11 protein-coding genes are annotated in these 17,355 nt (G+C 59.1%); 7 read left to right on the top strand and 4 right to left on the bottom strand.

What is annotated here, in order from left to right; all coding sequences use genetic code 11:
- Positions 1-12: 12 nt before the first annotated feature.
- Entirely contained in the window at positions 13-1,053 is a 1,041-nt protein-coding gene (locus CLU80_RS27965) for an Ldh family oxidoreductase (RefSeq protein WP_099759067.1), read from the bottom strand.
- A 228-nt stretch (positions 1,054-1,281) separates the two neighbouring features.
- On the opposite strand from CLU80_RS27965, the gene CLU80_RS27960 reads away from it, so the two are divergent.
- Positions 1,282-6,147 carry a dermonecrotic toxin domain-containing protein gene (locus CLU80_RS27960; protein ID WP_099759422.1) on the top strand — a complete coding sequence of 1,622 codons (4,866 nt, stop codon included), beginning with the start codon at positions 1,282-1,284 and terminating at the stop codon, positions 6,145-6,147.
- Between the two features lie 73 nt (positions 6,148-6,220).
- On the opposite strand, the gene CLU80_RS27955 is transcribed toward CLU80_RS27960, so the two are convergent.
- The gene (locus tag CLU80_RS27955) at positions 6,221-6,490 is read right to left on the bottom strand and encodes a PepSY domain-containing protein (protein WP_099759066.1); all 270 of its coding nucleotides are present in this window, start codon (positions 6,488-6,490) and stop codon (positions 6,221-6,223) included.
- Positions 6,491-6,642: 152 nt separating this feature from the next.
- On the opposite strand from CLU80_RS27955, the gene CLU80_RS27950 reads away from it, so the two are divergent.
- The gene (locus CLU80_RS27950; RefSeq protein WP_099759065.1) at positions 6,643-7,644 is read left to right on the top strand and encodes a FecR family protein; all 1,002 of its coding nucleotides are present in this window, start codon (positions 6,643-6,645) and stop codon (positions 7,642-7,644) included.
- 56 nt (positions 7,645-7,700) lie between these two features.
- Here the strand turns inward: CLU80_RS27950 and pvdQ are convergent, their stop codons facing one another.
- Positions 7,701-10,046 carry a bifunctional acylase PvdQ gene (gene pvdQ, locus CLU80_RS27945; RefSeq protein WP_099759064.1) on the bottom strand — a complete coding sequence of 782 codons (2,346 nt, stop codon included), beginning with the start codon at positions 10,044-10,046 and terminating at the stop codon, positions 7,701-7,703.
- A 1,344-nt stretch (positions 10,047-11,390) separates the two neighbouring features.
- On the opposite strand from pvdQ, the gene CLU80_RS27940 reads away from it, so the two are divergent.
- Positions 11,391-11,768: a fe2+ zn2+ uptake regulation protein gene (locus CLU80_RS27940; protein ID WP_093432884.1), complete on the top strand. Its 378-nt coding sequence runs from the start codon at positions 11,391-11,393 to the stop codon at positions 11,766-11,768.
- A gap of 18 nt (positions 11,769-11,786) precedes the next feature.
- Here CLU80_RS27940 and CLU80_RS27935 read toward each other — a convergent pair whose 3' ends face one another.
- Complete coding sequence (locus tag CLU80_RS27935) at positions 11,787-11,975, bottom strand: hypothetical protein (RefSeq protein ID WP_038363103.1); 189 nt, start codon at positions 11,973-11,975, stop codon at positions 11,787-11,789.
- Between the two features lie 158 nt (positions 11,976-12,133).
- On the opposite strand from CLU80_RS27935, the gene CLU80_RS30450 reads away from it, so the two are divergent.
- The 4 genes from CLU80_RS30450 (at position 12,134) to CLU80_RS27920 (ending at position 17,336) form a co-directional block, all read left to right on the top strand.
- Positions 12,134-12,274, top strand: coding sequence for a hypothetical protein (locus CLU80_RS30450; protein WP_007918111.1), 141 nt, complete (start codon positions 12,134-12,136; stop codon positions 12,272-12,274).
- Positions 12,275-12,548: 274 nt separating this feature from the next.
- A complete protein-coding gene (locus CLU80_RS27930) occupies positions 12,549-13,796 on the top strand; it encodes an MdfA family multidrug efflux MFS transporter (RefSeq protein ID WP_099759063.1) in 1,248 nt (415 codons plus the stop codon).
- An 11-nt stretch (positions 13,797-13,807) separates the two neighbouring features.
- Positions 13,808-14,938: a LuxE/PaaK family acyltransferase gene (locus tag CLU80_RS27925; protein ID WP_099759062.1), complete on the top strand. Its 1,131-nt coding sequence runs from the start codon at positions 13,808-13,810 to the stop codon at positions 14,936-14,938.
- A 1-nt stretch (position 14,939) separates the two neighbouring features.
- Positions 14,940-17,336: an acyl-CoA reductase gene (locus CLU80_RS27920; protein WP_099759061.1), complete on the top strand. Its 2,397-nt coding sequence runs from the start codon at positions 14,940-14,942 to the stop codon at positions 17,334-17,336.
- Positions 17,337-17,355: the final 19 nt, after the last annotated feature.

Below are 17,355 nucleotides of genomic sequence, written 5' to 3'. Positions count from 1 at the left end.
TTTGATCTTTGATCACGCCCCCGCCAGCTCACGCAACTGCGCCAGCGTCTGTGCATCCAGCACGATGCCCTCAGCCAGCGACTTGCTGCGCTGCCAATGCCTGCGATCGCCCGGCAACCGCTTGAGGCCGACACTGTGCATCTGCCGCACCAGCTCACCACTGCGTTCGGCAAAACTCTGCCCGGCGGCTTTGCTCGGGTCGATGACGATCAACAATTGCCCGGTCCACGGCGTTTTCGCCCCGGGATGATTGGCCCAATCGAACTCGAAAGAAAAATTCCCTCCCGTTAATGCAGCCGCCAGCAGCTCAACCATCATCGACAGCGCCGAACCTTTATGCCCACCGAACGGCAGCAACGCCCCGCCCTCGAGAATCGCCTTGGGATCCTGAGTCGGCTGACCAAGGCTGTCCACGCCCATTCCGGCGGGCAACCGCTCGCCTTTGCGCGCAGCGATCTGCACGTCGCCATGGGCGATTGCGCTGGTGGCCAGGTCGAAGACAATCGGCGCGGCGCCGACCCGTGGCGCGGCGAACGCAATCGGATTGGTGCCGAACAGCGGCCGGTCGGCGCCGTGCGGCACCACGCAGGTCATGCTGTTGACCACGCTCAGCGCCACCAGCCCTTCGTCGGCAAATGGCTCGACGTCCGGCCACAACGCGGCGAAATGATGCGAGTTGCGAATCGCCAACACGGCAATCCCGGCGCTACGCGCCTTCTCCACCAGCAACGCCCGGGCGGCGGCCAGTGCCGGTTGGGCGAAACCGTTGCCGGCATCGACACGCACAAAACCGGAAGCGACATCTTCGACTTGCGGCACCGCGTGGCCGTTGACCCAGCCGCTGTTCAGGGTCGAGACATACCCGGGTATGCGGAACACGCCATGGCTGTGGGCACCATCGCGCTCGGCGCCGGCGCAGTTGGCGGCCAGCACTCGGGCGACTTCGGCGGAAGTGCCGTGGCGCAGAAAAATCGTTTCAAGCAGTTGCGTCAGCGCTTCAAGAGACAACGAGGACGAGACAGCAGAGGACACATGATCGTGTGGCGCAGACATCTGAAGCTCCAGAATGATTATTGGAGGGAACAACAGCGTACGGACGACTTGCCCGCCGATTAACCATGCCACAGCTGTCGGCTGTCAACCCTTGTATTGGCGATGACGGGCATTGGCTCATGGCACATTTCAACTCGACGTGTGCGGTAACTATGTACCGCCTGCACAGCGACTTGCGTACCTACTCTTGAACTCCCCGCCCAAGGCGCCCCGTTCAGAGTTCCAATGATGTCCAGCCTCCTGCTATTCCCCGAGATACTCAAATCCCCGGGCCGGCATGCCAGCCTGGGTCCGACCCACGGCCTCAACAGCAAAGATTTCAGCTGGCTCGCGCATGTGCAACTGGCGACCCACGCCCTGCGCAGCGAACAAACCCCACCCATGCTGGCCGAACGCATTCTGCTAAACGCCGACAAGCAACTCGCCATCCCCCTGCCCGGCAGTTTTATTCTCGGCACCGGGCCGGATGACCATGGCGTGTTTTTGTACACACCTTACGACGGTCTGAAAAAATACAGCGATTACCAGACGCTGATGGACGCGCTGCAAACACGCCTCGATAACGCTGGAGAAACCGATGATCTGTTGGCCTTTCTCAGTGTCTTGCTGCGCAAGGAACTGGTAGAGAAACGCGGCATCACCCTCACCCGCGAAACCATCGAAGGTGATGTGTTTGACGATCAAAAAGCGGCGATCAGCCAGTCTCAGGACACCTGCGCCCGCGATGTGCTGGATGAGCTGAAACGTCTGCCGTCGCTCGCCACCTTGCTGGAGAACATTCTCGACGAACTGCTCGAACCGCATTTTGCCGATTTACCGCAGTCGCGCACCCGCGTCGGTTTTTACCTCGACAGCGCCCCGTTGCACGCGGAGATGAGGCAATGGGTCAGTTCGCTGTCATTGAGTGAAGCGCTGCTGCTGCACTTTCGCCGTCAGGGCTGGCCGCGCGGCCACACCGTGGAATTCTCCCACCCGGCCCGCGCAAGCCAGGCGGCTGACCAGACCGCCTGGGCCGATGCGATCAAGTCCGCATCGGAACGACTGACCATGCTGCTGTTTCGACAGCTGGAGGCCTACTGGAATGCCGCTGCATTCGAGGGCTCGCCCAGGCGCACGTACTTCAGCCAGGCGTTAAAGGATCAAATGCGTGCAGATCTGATGCTCAAGCGCGAAGCGGAAATCCTGTCTGCCACTGAATTCGACGCCATGCACAGCGTGATCCGCGAACCGAATGTGGCGTCCCGGCGGCCCAACTTCGAAACCGTGTGCTTGCGCGAGGACACCGCCTACATCGAACTGGCCGGGTCGCTGATGATCAACCATGACAAGGCTTATCTCTACACCCCTACCCAAGGCTTGCAAGTCCTCACCAACTACGCCGATCTCAAACAGACGCTGACCGCCAAACTCAATGCCGCCGGCCATGAAGACGAGCTGTACGGACTGATGAACCTGGAGGAGCGCAATCGCTATCTGGGATTTGCCCACGCGCAAGTGTCCGGGGAAAACATCGGCGGCGACATCATCAGCACGCTGTTTGAAGCAATCCTCACCAAACAACGGCAAAACATTGAATTCGTCTTGCAGCTCTTCCGCCAGAGTGAACGCACCACCGACATCCATGCGCTTTTCGACAAAGCGCTGGATATCCGTTCGATGATTCATGAGCGTCTGCTCAAGCTCGACGTCAACGAGCGCTGGAGTACCCGACCGTTGTTTTCCAGTGCACCGCTGTCGTCACGGGTGCAGACCGACAAGGCCAGGCAACTGGCGATACAGCTTGAACGCGCCGAGGAGAATCTTGGCAGTCACTTCAAGGATCAGCCGACCACCAGCAACGCCGAACAACGCGTGTTTCTCGAAGGTATTCGATGGAAACTGGCACAGGCCTTTGAGGATGGCGTGCGCGCTGAGGCACACATAAGGAATCTCAGCGGTTCCTGGCTGACGGCCGAACGAAAGATTGTCGACGCGGTGTTCGATGCAAAACACGCCAAACGCAGGGATCGTCAGTCGCTCAATGGCTTCCGGCCGGATGCCTGGTCGCTCAGCGTTACCTGCGCAGGCAAAGCCGATGCACTGTCGCTTGCGCATTGCGTACTGTTGACCGAGCGCGGAGGCATGGACGTCGAGCATTCCGGGCGTGCGATCCTGTGGACGCCGGCCATGGGTCTGGAATCGTTCGACGACATCGCCATCGCGCAGAAGCAACTGCAACAGCGCCTGGACGACAATAACCAGTCTCAGACACTGCTGGAAAATCTGTCAACGGCGCACTATCAGCTGGATCAACAATACACACTGGGCCCGTTCCAGTTGATTGAAGGCAACGTGTTGAACGATCGCGTGCAATCGGCCATTGAACACTTCCTGGCCCATTGTGGGGCGTTACGCGTTTGCATCACGGACAAGGATGTACTCGCCAGTTTCCTTACTCGAATAACAAACACCGCCATCGATACCAACTTGCGCCGGGCCATCGACCTGGCCCGGGCTTTCGTCCGCCAGCAGGATTTCCCTGACTGGTTACGCATGGCGCCGGTCACGGAACAACGCACACAACTGGCACTGCTGGATGAAGTGCGGCGCAGCGTTATCGATGGCAAGGATTTTCTCCACGACGTCCCCGCGTTAGCCAGCCATGTGGAGCAGACGCTGAAAACACTGCTCGACGCCCGATTCCCTGGCACCGATCTCAAACCACAGCAGATCCAGATCACCCCGAATCTCACGCTGGCAGGCCCGCCCTGCAACCTGCTCGATTTTGCCTTGCATCACTACAACATCGTGCAGAACACCGGGTTCAAGGTCGCCTCGACCATCGCCAGCGCTTTGCCAGCAACGCTCAATCAGTCTGCGGTTCAGCAACTGCTGCAATCCCTCGACATCACCACCGCCTACACCCGGAAAGTCACCGCGGCGCTCTCATCCGACACTGAGCCGGCACGCACCAGCAAAGCACGTTTCCTTCGTCAGTTGCCCTGGCAGTTGATGCAGCACGCGCACGCCTTGAAGTTGCAACAACAGTTGTCGCAAAGCGGTTTCGACTACGTTTGCCAGGTTCTGGACATGCCCGACGGGGTAGCGCGCGCCACCGTAGAGGGTGCTCACGCCAGTGCTTTCCCGCTGTCATTGATCAAGACCCCCGGTAGCGATTTCGTCGACGCCCTCGGACTTTATGTCATTGGCCCCGGGGCGGGACATACAGGGCCACGCGTGCTCTACGCACCCTACTCGCGGTTCGTATTTCGTGAATTCGAGGACGAAGCGCAATTGATCGAGGCCTTGAATACACCGGGGCATTTTCAGGATCTGATCATCCGGCGCCTGCCTTCCGGGCAACAAGCCGTCTTCAAGAATCTGCTGAACACGACGATTGGCAAGACCAGTGAAATCAAACTTCACCGCACGCCCATCACCGGCAATCTGCTGGAGCATTTGCACAAGGACACGCTCAGCCTTCTACCGCAACTGCTCGCGTGCCAGCCGCAGATCAACGCACAAGCCGATTGGGAAACCGCGAAGTCTCTGTTCAGTCACGGTGTGCGCCTGGTTCCCCATCTCTTGTCGGGGAAAATCGCCTCGTTGTTTTTTCTCTGGAAAAGCTACAACGAGTTCAAGGAGTCCGCCGAAGATCTTCAGGATCATCATTGGGCCAACGCTCTGAAAGGCTTTATCGCCGGGGCGTTATCTCTGTTTAGTCTGGGTCGGCTGTCCTGGGAAACAGAGGCAGAGGCGCAAACAGCTGAATTTGCCTCCGAGACGCAGGCCACTGGAGCAAAGGTTGCCGAAACCGGCGCGAACACCACGGAAAAAACCGCCGCTCGCTGGTCAAAAGTCCCACCGGTTAGCACCTCGCGCGCGAACTTGCAGTCTTATGAAACGACCACCGCACTCGACAGCCTCACACTTGATAGCAATAAACTGGTTTACGGGGATTCATCCAGCACGCACAAATACGCAGCGATTGCCGGCAAGGTTTATCCGGTGATCCAGGCTGAAAAAGCCTGGTACTTGCGCAGAAAAGACGGGGGCCGAGGGCCGGCGCTTGAACAGAAAAACTCACGACTGGTGCTTGCCCACGCCAGTCAGGCCGTGCATCGCTGTCGATCGAGGAGGCCCCTGGCTCTGCAAACCAAAGTGGAGCAGCACTGTTCAATTCTGATGCTGATCCAGGCGCGAGGGATGGCAGAGATCAACCGCCGATACCCCGCCAGAGCCTTCGTGATTCAGCAAGCGGTTACCCGGGCAAGAAACTACGCGTTGTATTGCCTGTATAACTTCGTCGAACATCGCGACAACCTGGGGGGCACTCGTGTGGAAACGGTCCTCAGAGATTTTTTCGACGTGCGACAGATCACGCCGATGCTGCTGAAGAAAATCGAGAAGGTGATCCTGCCGATTTGCCGCGAACTGACGGATCCAAAGGATGACTTGCTCTACACAGAGCGCTTTTTCGCTGGCCTCAATGCGCGCTACGACGATGACACGGTTGCCTTTGTCTTCAAGGAAGACCGGCGAAAAGTCGTGCACTTCACCGAGCATTTTTTCAATCCGAAACTGGATGTCTACACCGCTTTTTTGCCGCCCAGGTTCAATGTTGATTCCCATGCTCGCGCGATCACGCTGCTGCACGAACTGTCGCACCTGATCACCGATAGCGAAGATTTCGTCTCCGTAGAGGCGATGAGTCCATACCCCGACCTTATCGATACCACCACCGCGGACGGGCAACAGCTCAAAACGGGTCTGGACCGTTATCGTAAATCCTTGTCACGCTCCGCTGCGCCCGAACACTTATTCGCGACCAGGAATGAGCAAGGGCTGTGGGTAGATCTGGATAAGTTGCCGGAGCAGGCCGATGTCTACAAAAAAGTCCTCAGTCTGACCAAAACCAGAAACCTTGCAGAGGCACGTAAAGCCTTTCGCAATCCGCTCGCTGATGAAGCGCGCATCGAAGTGCTGATGGCCAACGCCGACTCGATCGCCTTACTCATCAGCGAAATGGGCAGACAACTGGATCCGCCAACGGCGCCGATACCGTTGCCGGCGCCGACTTCAAGCCAGGCGGATTCCGTGCAAGCGTCACCGTGACCACGGGAGAAAAAAATGCGCCGGTCTGAGGCCGGCGCATTTTTTAGGAACACACTGAGTATTTACCGCGTGATCAATCCTTCTGGTCGCGCAAAATAGTGCCCGATGCGCCGTCGATGCGGAACTCGTAAACCACGCCGTCAGCCTTGCGTCCTTCACCTTTCCAGTAGCCGTCGTTGTCGGCTTCGATCTCATAGACTTCGACGTAACCGGCCTTGGTCTTGACGATCTCGATGGCTTTTTCGATGGTGACCCAGCCAGCGCCGGGGCGATCGGCCAACGCTGCGCCAGCACTGAGCAAACCGGCCGTGGCGATCAACGCTGCGAATGTCTTCTTGATCATTTGTTTTCTCCATTTGTGGATAGTGGTCTTGGTCGTCCTGCTTTTTGGGTGTCTGAGGGAAAAATAAGTTCCACTTTGATGGGTAAATGCCATGACGGTTGTTCTCGGTCACTTCCCGACAAGGTTAGAATGGGCGAAATCAGGACGAGTCAATGACCCAAGACACTCTCTCGGAAGCCGAATACGATGCGATCACCGATGCCGCCGCGCATTGGTGCATGCGGGTGCACGCCGATGACTGCACGGACGAAGAACGTCGCGCATTCAAGCAATGGCACGACGCTCATCCCCTGCATGCATTCGAGTACGAGGCCATGCTGGAAGTCTGGGAGGTGGCCGAACATTTGCCACGCCCGCAATCCGTTCCGGTCATGCCGGCCCGTCAGGCACCGCGCTCGTGGCGTCAACTCGTCGTAGCGGCCGGCGTCTGTGCGCTCGCCCTGCCGCTGGCGGCGTACACCGGCTGGAATCTGGGCTGGCTGCCCAACAGCTATCAGCATTTCGCCGCTACCGATACTGTCCGCCAGGTCACGCTGAGTGACGGCAGCCAACTCGAACTGAACCTGAACACTGATCTGACCTTCAGCAATTACAAGGACGAACGCCGCGTCACCCTGAAAAAAGGTGAAGCGTTCTTTACGGTCAGCCACGACATGGCCCACCCGTTTGTCGTCCGCGCAGGCGAAGGCAGGATTCGCGTCACCGGGACGCGTTTCAATGTCTGGATGTATCAGGACCAAGTGCGTGTGAACCTGATCGAAGGTTCGGTGCTGGTCACCAGCAATCGTTCGTTGCCGGGCGATGGTTTGCGCCTCGGCCCGTCGATGCAGGCGCGCTACAAACAGGGCGATTACATGCCCCAGATCAGCCAGACTTACCCTGGTGACACCTCGCTGGCCTGGCGCAATGGCAAACTGGTGCTGGATAACCTCGCGTTGAGCGAAGCGCTGCCACTGATCAACCGCTATCTGAGCAATCCATTGGAGCTGGCGGACAACAGCACCGGTACGATTCGCGTGGGTGGCATCTACAACATCAAAGAGCTGAACAATCTCGCGAACAGCCTGCCCAAGGCGCTGCCGGTCTACCTCACCCGTAACAAGGAAGGTAACCCGGTGATCAACTCGATACCGCAACAACCGCCGAAAAGCTGAAGGCCGCACCCCTTGCAGGATGCGGCCCTCTGGCTCAACGCAATTGACGCTCGGGATTACTGAGCGGCGACCTTCCCCGCTTTGTCCAGAGTCTGGCGCACAGTCTGCACCTGATACTGCGGGTCAGCCTGAATCTGCTGTTCGGTAAACGGCAGGACACTCCACTGTTTCTTCGAGAACGCCTCGGTCTGATCCCGCGAATACTTCGACGCCGGATCGCTCGACAGCGAGAACGCCAGCAGCCCTTGGGCGTGCGGGCCCTTTTCGTCGAAGGTCACGACTTGCAGGTAGCTGGTGCCGCTGACCACTTCGAGTTTGCCGTCTTCACGCGGCACGCTCTGGATAGCGTTGTAGATGCCCAACGTGCCCGGCCCACCGTGAATTGGCGTCTGTTGCCCGCCGCTGCTGACGACCTGGATATCCCCCCAGCGGGTCTGCGGCTTGAGGCCCATTTTTGTGCTCGACTCGACCGATGCCAACATGGCCTCACGCAGTGCCTTGGCCACGGTTGGCTGCTCGATCGCCAGACCGCGCGGCGTGTGTTGCGCATCTTTGGGATCGAACGCGACACGCCAGACATCCGGCGAAGCCTGCAAGGCCTGCATGATGTTGTGGAAATGCATCAGGCCCATACCCGAATCAAGATTGGCGCGGCCATCCCATGCCTTGAGGCTGGTGCAAACCGGCTTCAGCGCTGGCGCATCGACACCGAGGTCAGAAGCACAGAACTTCAACAGATCCGGCACCACCTGAGTCGCCAGGTACACCTGATCGTCCATCACCATTTTCTGCAGATCCTTCACTGCCAGCGGGCCTTTTTTACTCAGCGTGCTCAAGCGATCCAGAGCAAACCGGGAGCGCAAGCCCAGTGGTTGGCCGTCCTGACTGATCAGCGGCGAGAAACCGGTCAGCGGTTGCGCCGGGTTGGCCAGCCACGCCGAGTCGTTGGAGTGCTGAACGAAGTCCTTGCGCAGCAATTGCGGCAATTGGCTGGAAGCATAAATACCCTGCTGCGCCGCTTGCGGATCAATGTCCCATGCGCACGCGCTGTTGGAGCCATCCAGCACGATCATCTGCGTGCCGATACGCGGATCACTGCACTTGGCCAGTTTCTCGGCATTGACGTTCGGCACCACTGACAGGTTCATGTACAGCGTCTGGCCTTTGTCATCCACGGCCAGGGTGTTGACCCACGGAATGCCCTGAATCTTGTGTACCGAATTCTGCAGTTCCTGAAGCGTGGACGCCTGATTCATCGCGTACCACTGGTTCAGCACGCGATCATTGTCGATATTGGCATCGCGCAGGCTGTAGGCGAACTGATTATCCCAGTCGAGCTTGCCCGGCCACTGCACGATCGGGCCAAACTGCGAGCTGTAGACATCACGCGAAACCGGCACCACCTGGCCGTCGGCCTGTTTGACCTGCACGGTCACGGTCTGCTTGTTCAGCGGCAAGGATTGGCCATCGAGCATATAGCGTGTGGAATCCTTTGGATCGAGTTGCAGACGATACAAGGTGAAGTGTTTCGACGAATCGACCGTGTGCGTCCACGCCAGATGCTGATTGAAGCCGATATTGATCATCGGCAAGCCTGGCAAGGCAGCGCCCATGACGTCGAGCTTGCCGGGGATGGTCAGATGCATTTGATAGAAGCGCATGCCACCGACCCACGGGAAATGCGGGTTGGCGAGCAGCATCCCACGCCCGTTGAACGAGCGCTCGCTACCCACCGCGACAGCGTTACTGCCACGGTCTAGAGCGAAGCGTTGCTGACGCGCATCGGCCAACTGATAGGCCTGCACATCGTGTTCGATCACCGCATTCGCCTGCGGCGGCGTAGCCCCGGCCAGCGCCTCGGCGAACTGCCCGACACCACCCTCGACCAGCAGACGGCGGGTCAGCTTCACCAGATCTTGCGGTGCAATTTCACGCACCCACTCGCCCTGACACTGTGGCGGCAAGCCTTGCTGACGGCGCTCGCCCAGATAGCGGTTGTAGCCCGCGGCATAGCCTTCGACCAGATCACGCACCTGCGCAGGTTGCGCCTGCCAGAACGCCTTGACCGCTTCCGGCGTGTTGAGCCAGGTAAAGAACACATCGCTGACACGGTTTTCACGCTGCTCGACGGTGAACTGGTCCGGGCCGAAGTAGCGTGAACGTTGACCATTGACCGTCACGATCTCATTGGCCAGCAGACAGAGGTTGTCCTGCGCATAGGCATACCCGATGCCGAAACCAAGCCCGCGCTCGTCCTGCGCACGAATATGCGGCACACCAAAAGCGGTACGGCGAATATCGGCGCTGACATCCGTGGTCGGACTGAACGCATAGGCCGAACAACTCAGCCCGAAAGCCACGCCGGCCAAGGTCAGTCCCGTTAACTGTCTGGAAATTATCACGCTCGCTCCTGATCGACATGCCAAAGAGCGAACCCGGCGCTGGCACGGATCCGCTCTGGAAACACCCACGCGTCCACGCGCAATGAGCCTGTCCAAGAAACGAAGTCAGAGGAAAAAATTTAGGCTCTCCACGCAATCCCCGAAGCAGAATCAAAAGCCCCTCACCCTAGCCCTCTCCCGGAGGGAGAGGGAACTGACCGAGGTGATTGCCAGAGCTATGACGACGTGAAATACCGAGCCGAACTCAAATCCAGAAGCAGATCAAAAGCCCCTCACCCTGGCCCTCTCCCGGAGGGAGAGGGAACTGATCGAGGTGATTGCCAGAGTTACGCCGACGTGAAATACCGAGCCGAACTCAAATCCAGAAGCAGATCAAAAGCCCCTCACCCTGGCCCTCTCCCGGAGGGAGAGGGAACTGATCGAGGTGATTGCGAGAGCTACGCCGACGTGTAATACCGAGCCGAACGCAAATTCAGAAGCAGATCAAAAGCCCCTCACCCTAGCCCTCTCCCGGAGAAGGAACTGATCGAGGTGACTGCCAGAGCTACGCCGACGTGAAATACCGAGCCGAACGCAAATCCAGAAGCAGATCAAAAGCCCCTCACCCTGGCCCTCTCCCGGAGGGAGAGGGAACTGACCGAGGTGATTGCGGGAAATACACCGACATGAAATACCGAGCCGAACTCAAATCCAGAAGCAGATCAAAAGCCCCTCACCCTGGCCCTCTCCCGGAGGGAGAGGGAACTGACCGAGGTGATTGCGAGAGCTACGCCGACGTGAAATACCGAGCTGCACTCAAATTCGGAAGCAAATCAAAAGCCGCACCCACCCCGCTCTCTTCACCACTCCACAGGATGAGCGTTAGCTCGGCTGCAGCTCTTGATCTTGCCGTGCCGGCCCCTTCGGCAGGCTGAGTGGAGGGATTGATCCGGGGGTGGGAGCGCAGCGACCGTTTGGCGAAGCCAAACACAGCGAGAGGAGGTGCAGCGAAGCAAACCGTAGGCGCTGCCCCCGGATCGATCCCGGAGCGAAGGAACCCCGAGCCCCAGCGAGCGGGCCGAACGCCGGGGCCCAGCCTTTTGCTTACTTTTCGGCGTCTGGAAAAGTGAGTCGCTGTAAGAGCGAAACCGCCAGCCGCAACCCCCAAAAAAACGGATATACACCCAAAACCCAAAGAACCTGGTCGGCCCAAAGGCCGCCAAGGCCAACCCCCAATCACAAGGAAAAGACAAATCCCCGACAAAATTTCTACATTTTTTCTTTCATGATTTGTCGTGCTGATACGTCTTGTTCTAGAGAGCGCAAAAAAACCACCCCGATCAGACTCTGAAAAGGAGTAATCGCATGTACAACTCGCAACTACCAACGGACGGTAGCCAGGCACCCAAAGGAGTTTCCATGAGCCCTCACGCGAGCGATTTCGGGCAACGCGTCGAGCGTCACGGTAACGAACGCATCCGCTTGCTGCTGAAAAGTTTCGGGCTGCGCACCAGCCTGATTCGTCTGAAAGTCATCGACGCCTTACTGGTCGCCGCACAAAGCGAACGGCGCCTGGGCGTTCGCGGTGTCCACAGCCAATTGCTCGACCTCGATATTCCGCTGTCCTTCCTCAGTGTGCGTGAGGTGCTCAAGCGCCTGTGCGCCGAAGGTGTGATCACCTTCAATGACGACAAGAGCTACAGCCTGCATCCACAGGCTGCAGCTGTCCTCAACCACGATTGAAGCGTGCAGCCATCGCCGTCAAGGCTTGACCTTACGGCGCATCACACCGTTGATCACCACCACGATCACCGCCACACCGATGGCGACGAACTGAAACGTCTTCTCCGAAATCATGCCGGCATTTTGCAGCCAGGACAGGCCGAGCATGATGGCCAGGACCGACACGGCGATCAGAATCGAATAAATCAAGCGTTGCTTGTGGGTCATTGCGGCTTCCTGAAACTTTGAAATGTATCCGGTTTGTATCCGTTTGCATGCCATGCACTTACCGTTCTACGGGGATGCGCCGCTGCAATCGGGGTCTCATGTTACAGCCGATGAAGAGTTTTGGCTTCATGACGGCGTAACCATGAGGAATTTTCAAAATGCTGCGTCGAATCACCTGGCTGATTCCCGTTCTTGCCCTGCTGACCCTGAGTGGCTGCATCATCTTCCCCCACGGCGGCTGGCATGACGATCACCACCGTTACTACCAGGGTGGCCCTGGTTATTACCAACATCGCTAGAACAGGATTGTTCGCCCTGCCCGCTTGCCAATGAACAGACCGTGGCAGGAAATCAACAAGTCCGATCAACTTCAAACAAAGCCCGCCCCGTTGCGGGCTTTTCTGTTTTTGCCAAATGCTTCTATAAATCGCTCTAACTCGTGCGCTGCGCAAAACCCGATCACTAAATAAGTTGCAAGCATTTGAAATCTAATGTCGCAGCAAAACAATAGGCCGGGCGCACCTCTGCAACTAGTCTCTGGCAACTTCCTTTCACTCACTAACAGGAACGTTTATGCAGAGAACTCTTATACAGATCCAGCCGCGAAAAGCGCTCGGATTTTGTTTGGTGATCAGCGCGTTTGAACTTCTGACGTATATGGCCAGCGACTTGATCATGCCTGCGATGTTAAGCGTTACCACCGAACTTGATGCCGATGTGCGGCATGTACCGAACGCTTTCAATCTCTATCTGCTTGGCGGTGTCTGCCTGCAATGGCTGATTGGCCCGCTGTCCGATCAATGGGGTCGAAGGCGGGTATTGTTGATCGGCTGCGCGTTATTTGCGGTCGCCTGCGCGGGGGCCTACAGCACCGAAAGCATTGAAGCCTTCAATCTATTGCGACTGCTGCAGGGCATGGGCCTGGGTTTTGTTGTGGCGGTCAGTTATCCGGCCCTCCAGGAAGTGTTCTGTGAAGCGGATGCGGTGCGTTTGATGGCTCTGCTCGGCAATATCGCCCTGCTTTCACCCTTGATGGGGCCGCTGCTGGGCATTCTGCTGTTGCAATGGCTGTCGTGGCGCGAAGTGTTTCTGGGCCTGGGCCTTGCCGCGTCTATGGTCTGGCTGGGGCTATTCGCATGGATGCCGGAAACGGTTGGCGTCGCCCGTCGAGACGGACAGATGCAACCTGCCGTGCGCTTTTCCTGGGAGCAAACCTGCCGACGTTACCGCGCCCTGTTGGGTAATTGCCGATTCCTCGCCGCCAGTTTGGCGCTGGGGCTGATGAGCCTGCCGCTGATCGCCTGGATCGGCCTGGCGCCATTGCTGCTGATCGAGTTGCTCGGGCTGACGCCGCTTGAATATGGCGTCTGGCAAATCCCGATTTTCTCTGCGGTGATTGTCGGCAATCTGATCCTTGACCGGTTGCTGATCACTCACGCCTTGCCGCAACTGATCCGCTTGGCGCTCTGGCCTTTTTGCCTGGGGCTTCTGGCCCTGATCGTCTGCGCACTGGCTGGCGCCGGACTCGGTCCGGTGGTCGCCAGTCTGGCGTTGTACGCAGTCGGATTGGGTATGAGCAATGCCGCGCTGTATCGGTTGGCGCTGTTTGCCAGTGATGACAGCAAAGGTCTGGTATCGGCACTGGTCGGGATGATTTCGATTGCCGTGATGGGCCTCGGCGGCTTGCTGATTGCTGCCATCGGCGGTGGCGCAAGGCTCGAGCTTTTCGCGCTTTGCGCCGCTTTCAGCGGCTTGATGTGTCTCCCTCTGTTGCAGGGTTTGTTGCAACGCACCCCTCCCGACTCCGCCTCTGCTCAGTAAAGGAATATTGAATGCATCACTTCCCCGCCAGCGATGCGCTTTGCGCGTTGCCACACCCCTATTGCCCGGATTCCGTGCCGGTGGGCCTGTTCGATCAGGCCATGACCGAGATCAGTCGGTTTCATTGCCGGCACACCCCCGGCTACGCCCATTGGCTGAACGCCAACGGCCTCGACGAACAGGACCTGGACAGTCTTGATGACTGGGCCCGTCTGCCGCCGATTCTGGCGAACTTCTTCAAACAGCAATTGCTGCTCAGTCCGACCGGAGCGCGCGCCCTGGAACTGACATCGTCCGGCACCAGCGGCCAGAAAAGCCGTATGCGCTATGACCCGCGCAGCCTCGCGGGCGCTCAGTTCATGGTCGAGCGGATCTTCAGCCATTACGGCTGGTACTCACCAGATACGCCTTGCAATTACCTGCTGCTGAGCTACGAACCGCAAGGTGCGATCACCTTGGGAACGTCGTATACCGATCAGTTCCTGTGCCGCTTTGCTCCCGTCAACCGCGTCGCCTACGCGTTACGCAGTAACGGCGACGGCCATCAATTCGATGTGTTCGGCGTCATCACGGCCCTGCAATCGTTCGCCGAAGAAGGCCTGCCCGTGCGCATTTTCGGTTTCCCGGCGTTCCTTTGGCAGACCCTGCAACACATGCAGGCCACAGGCGTGCCCGAGCTGAAACTGCCGGCAGGTTCGCTGGCATTTTTTGGCGGTGGCTGGAAAACCCGGGCCAGCGAGGAAATCCCCAAACAGCAATTGTATGGACGCATCGCCCGGCAACTGGGCATCGAAACCGCACGTTGCCGCGACGGTTACGGTGCGGTCGAGCACGCCGTGCCCTACATCGAATGTGCCCGGCATCATTTTCATGTGCCGGTTTACGCCAAGGCGTACGTGCGCAATCCGCAGGATTTTTCCATCCAGCCCTACGGCCAGCAAGGCTTGCTGGGATTCGTCTCGCCCTACATTTCGTCCAGCCCGGCGCATGCGGTGGTGATGAGCGATCTGGCGACGCTGCACCCTGGCTCAAGTTGCGGCTGCGGCCTCGCCAGCGACTGGTTCGAACTGCATGGCCGTGCGGGCACCACCGCCGGCAGGAGCTGCGCGATGGCCGCCTCCGAATTATTGGGGAGGCACTGACATGTACCTGCTCAACGGAGAGCTTTGCGCCGAAATCGACCTCGACAACGCACTGGCGCAACTGCATCAGACCTTGCCGCACCACCTCAGCACACCGCTGGATAGTGCCGTTGTTCTGACCGCCGCGGGCAACTTTGCGCAGCATCTGCACAGCGCCGAACTGCCGCTGGATGACGAACAACGCCTGGCGCTGATTGACTTCTGTCAGCCTCACGCCCTGCAAACCAAACTTGAACGCGAACTGGGTGATCAGGCCGATTCACTGCGGCGCGTTGATTATCAGCAGTCGCGCTTTGAACGCTGGAGTCCCTTGGGCCTGGTGGTTCACGTCACCCCGGCCAACGCGCCGCTGTTGGCCTGCTGCGCCATGCTCGAAAGCCTGCTGGCCGGCAACCTCAACTGGCTACGCCCCAGCCGCAGCGACCAAGGCCTGACCGCACGCCTGCTGCACGCATTGGTGCAATGCGACCCCAGCGGTCAACTCCGCTATTACGTCGCGGTGTTACCCGTAGCGACGGAGCAGATCGGCCGCTTGTGCAAAATGGCCAATGGCGTATCGGCGTGGGGAGGCGAAACCGCGCTGCAAGCCATCCGCCAACAGTTGCCACCCGGATGCCGCTGGATCGACTGGGGGCACCGCATCAGTTTCGCCTACCTGACGCCAGACGCGGCCTCGCCGCCAGCACTGGACGCGATTGTCGATGAAATCTGCCGACTGGACCAACAAGCTTGCTCCAGCCCGCAATGGTTGCTGGTCGACAGCGACGATCCCGCCGTTGTGCAAGGCATCGGCAGCGCACTGGCCGAGGCATTCGAGCGTCGCGTCGGGCAATGGCCGGCGCTGACTCCGACGGTTCAGGAAGCCAGCGAGATCACCAGCCACACCCTGATGGCGCGTCTGGGCCAGAGCTTTTCCGGTAACACCGGGCAGGTCTGGCGCGCGCCGGGCTGGCGGGTGATCTGGAGCCATGATCAGTCGCTGGCGCCTTCGCCGCTGTTTCGCACGTTGCTGCTCAAACCACTGCCACGGGCGCGACTGACGCAAACACTGCTGCCTTGGCGCAACGTGTTACAGAGTTGCGCGCTGGTCTGCGGTGAAGCGCAGATCAATGAGCTCGCACGCACATTGATTGCAGCGGGCGTCAGCCGAATTACGCCGATCAACGCGATCCACGACGGCTACGACGGCGAGCCCCACGACGGCGTTTACGCACTGCAACGCCTGAGCCGCCGCGTGTCGGTCAGCCTCGCGCCAACGCAGTTGCCCACCCACATGAACCTCGACCAGCCACCTTGCGCACTGACACTGACAGGTCTGCCGATCACCGACAAAGCAGCGTTTATCACGCGACCGACGACAGCGGCGGCGCAGCTGTTTTTCCGCTCCGGCGGCAGCGGCGGCACACCGGCGCTGTCGGGCTTCAGTTACCGCGATTTTCAACGGCAAATGCGCGCGACGGCCGATGGGTTGTTCGCGGCGGGCCTTGATCCGCGCCGCGACAAGGTGATGAACCTGTTCTTCAGTGGCGGCTTGTACGGCGGTTTCTTCAGTTTTGCCAAAGTCCTGGAATTGCTCGGTGCGACGCACCTGCCCATGGGCGCGCCGGCCGACGATGATTACCGTGATATTGCGCAAGTGATCATTGAGCAGCGCGTGACCGTGCTGATCGGCATGCCCAGCACCCTGCATCGACTGTTCCTCAACGAGGGGCCGCGCCTGAGTCGTTATGGGGTGATTGAAAAGGTTTTCCTCGGCGGAGAGCACATCAGCGATCAGTGCCGCGAATTACTGCATCGCTGCGGCGTCGCCAGTATCCGCTCAGCGGTGTACGGCAGTGTCGATGCGGGGCCATTCGGGCATGCCTGCGCCGCCACTGGCGACGGTGTGTTCCATTTGATGGACGCTATCCAGCAGCTGGAAATCGTCGCACTGGAGCAGGACAAGCCGGTCGTTGGCGCTGAAGTCGGCCGTTTGCTGTTCACCTCCAAAGCACGTGAAGGCCAACAGGTGCAGCGCTATGAAGTCGGCGACACCGGCCGCTGGCTGCCCGGCGACTGCCCGTGCGGGCTGAGTTCGCCACGTTTCGAATTGCTGCAACGACACGGCCGACTGCTGCGCATCGGCAGCGACTTCATTTGTCTGAACGAACTCGCCCGGCACCTGCTGGCGCCGTTTCAGTTACACCTCGATCACGCACCCGATGGCCTTGAGCGCCTGCTGATTCACAGCCCTGGCGAACCCGCAGACATTCTCTGCCGACTCGAGGGATACGCGACGCTGGCGACACTCGTGCGCACCGGGCTTCTCACCGTGCAGGCGCAAACCTGCGAGCCGCAACATTTCGACAGAAACAAACACAGCGGAAAGATTCCGCCCGTAATCGACTCGCGCCGTTAACAGCGATCGTCAGCCATGG

It is taken from the genome of Pseudomonas sp. 29 (assembly GCF_002754355.1).
Lineage (GTDB): Bacteria > Pseudomonadota > Gammaproteobacteria > Pseudomonadales > Pseudomonadaceae > Aquipseudomonas > Aquipseudomonas neuropathica.
Note: the sequence above shows the minus strand (reverse complement) of the source record. Positions and strands in the feature narration are given on the sequence as shown.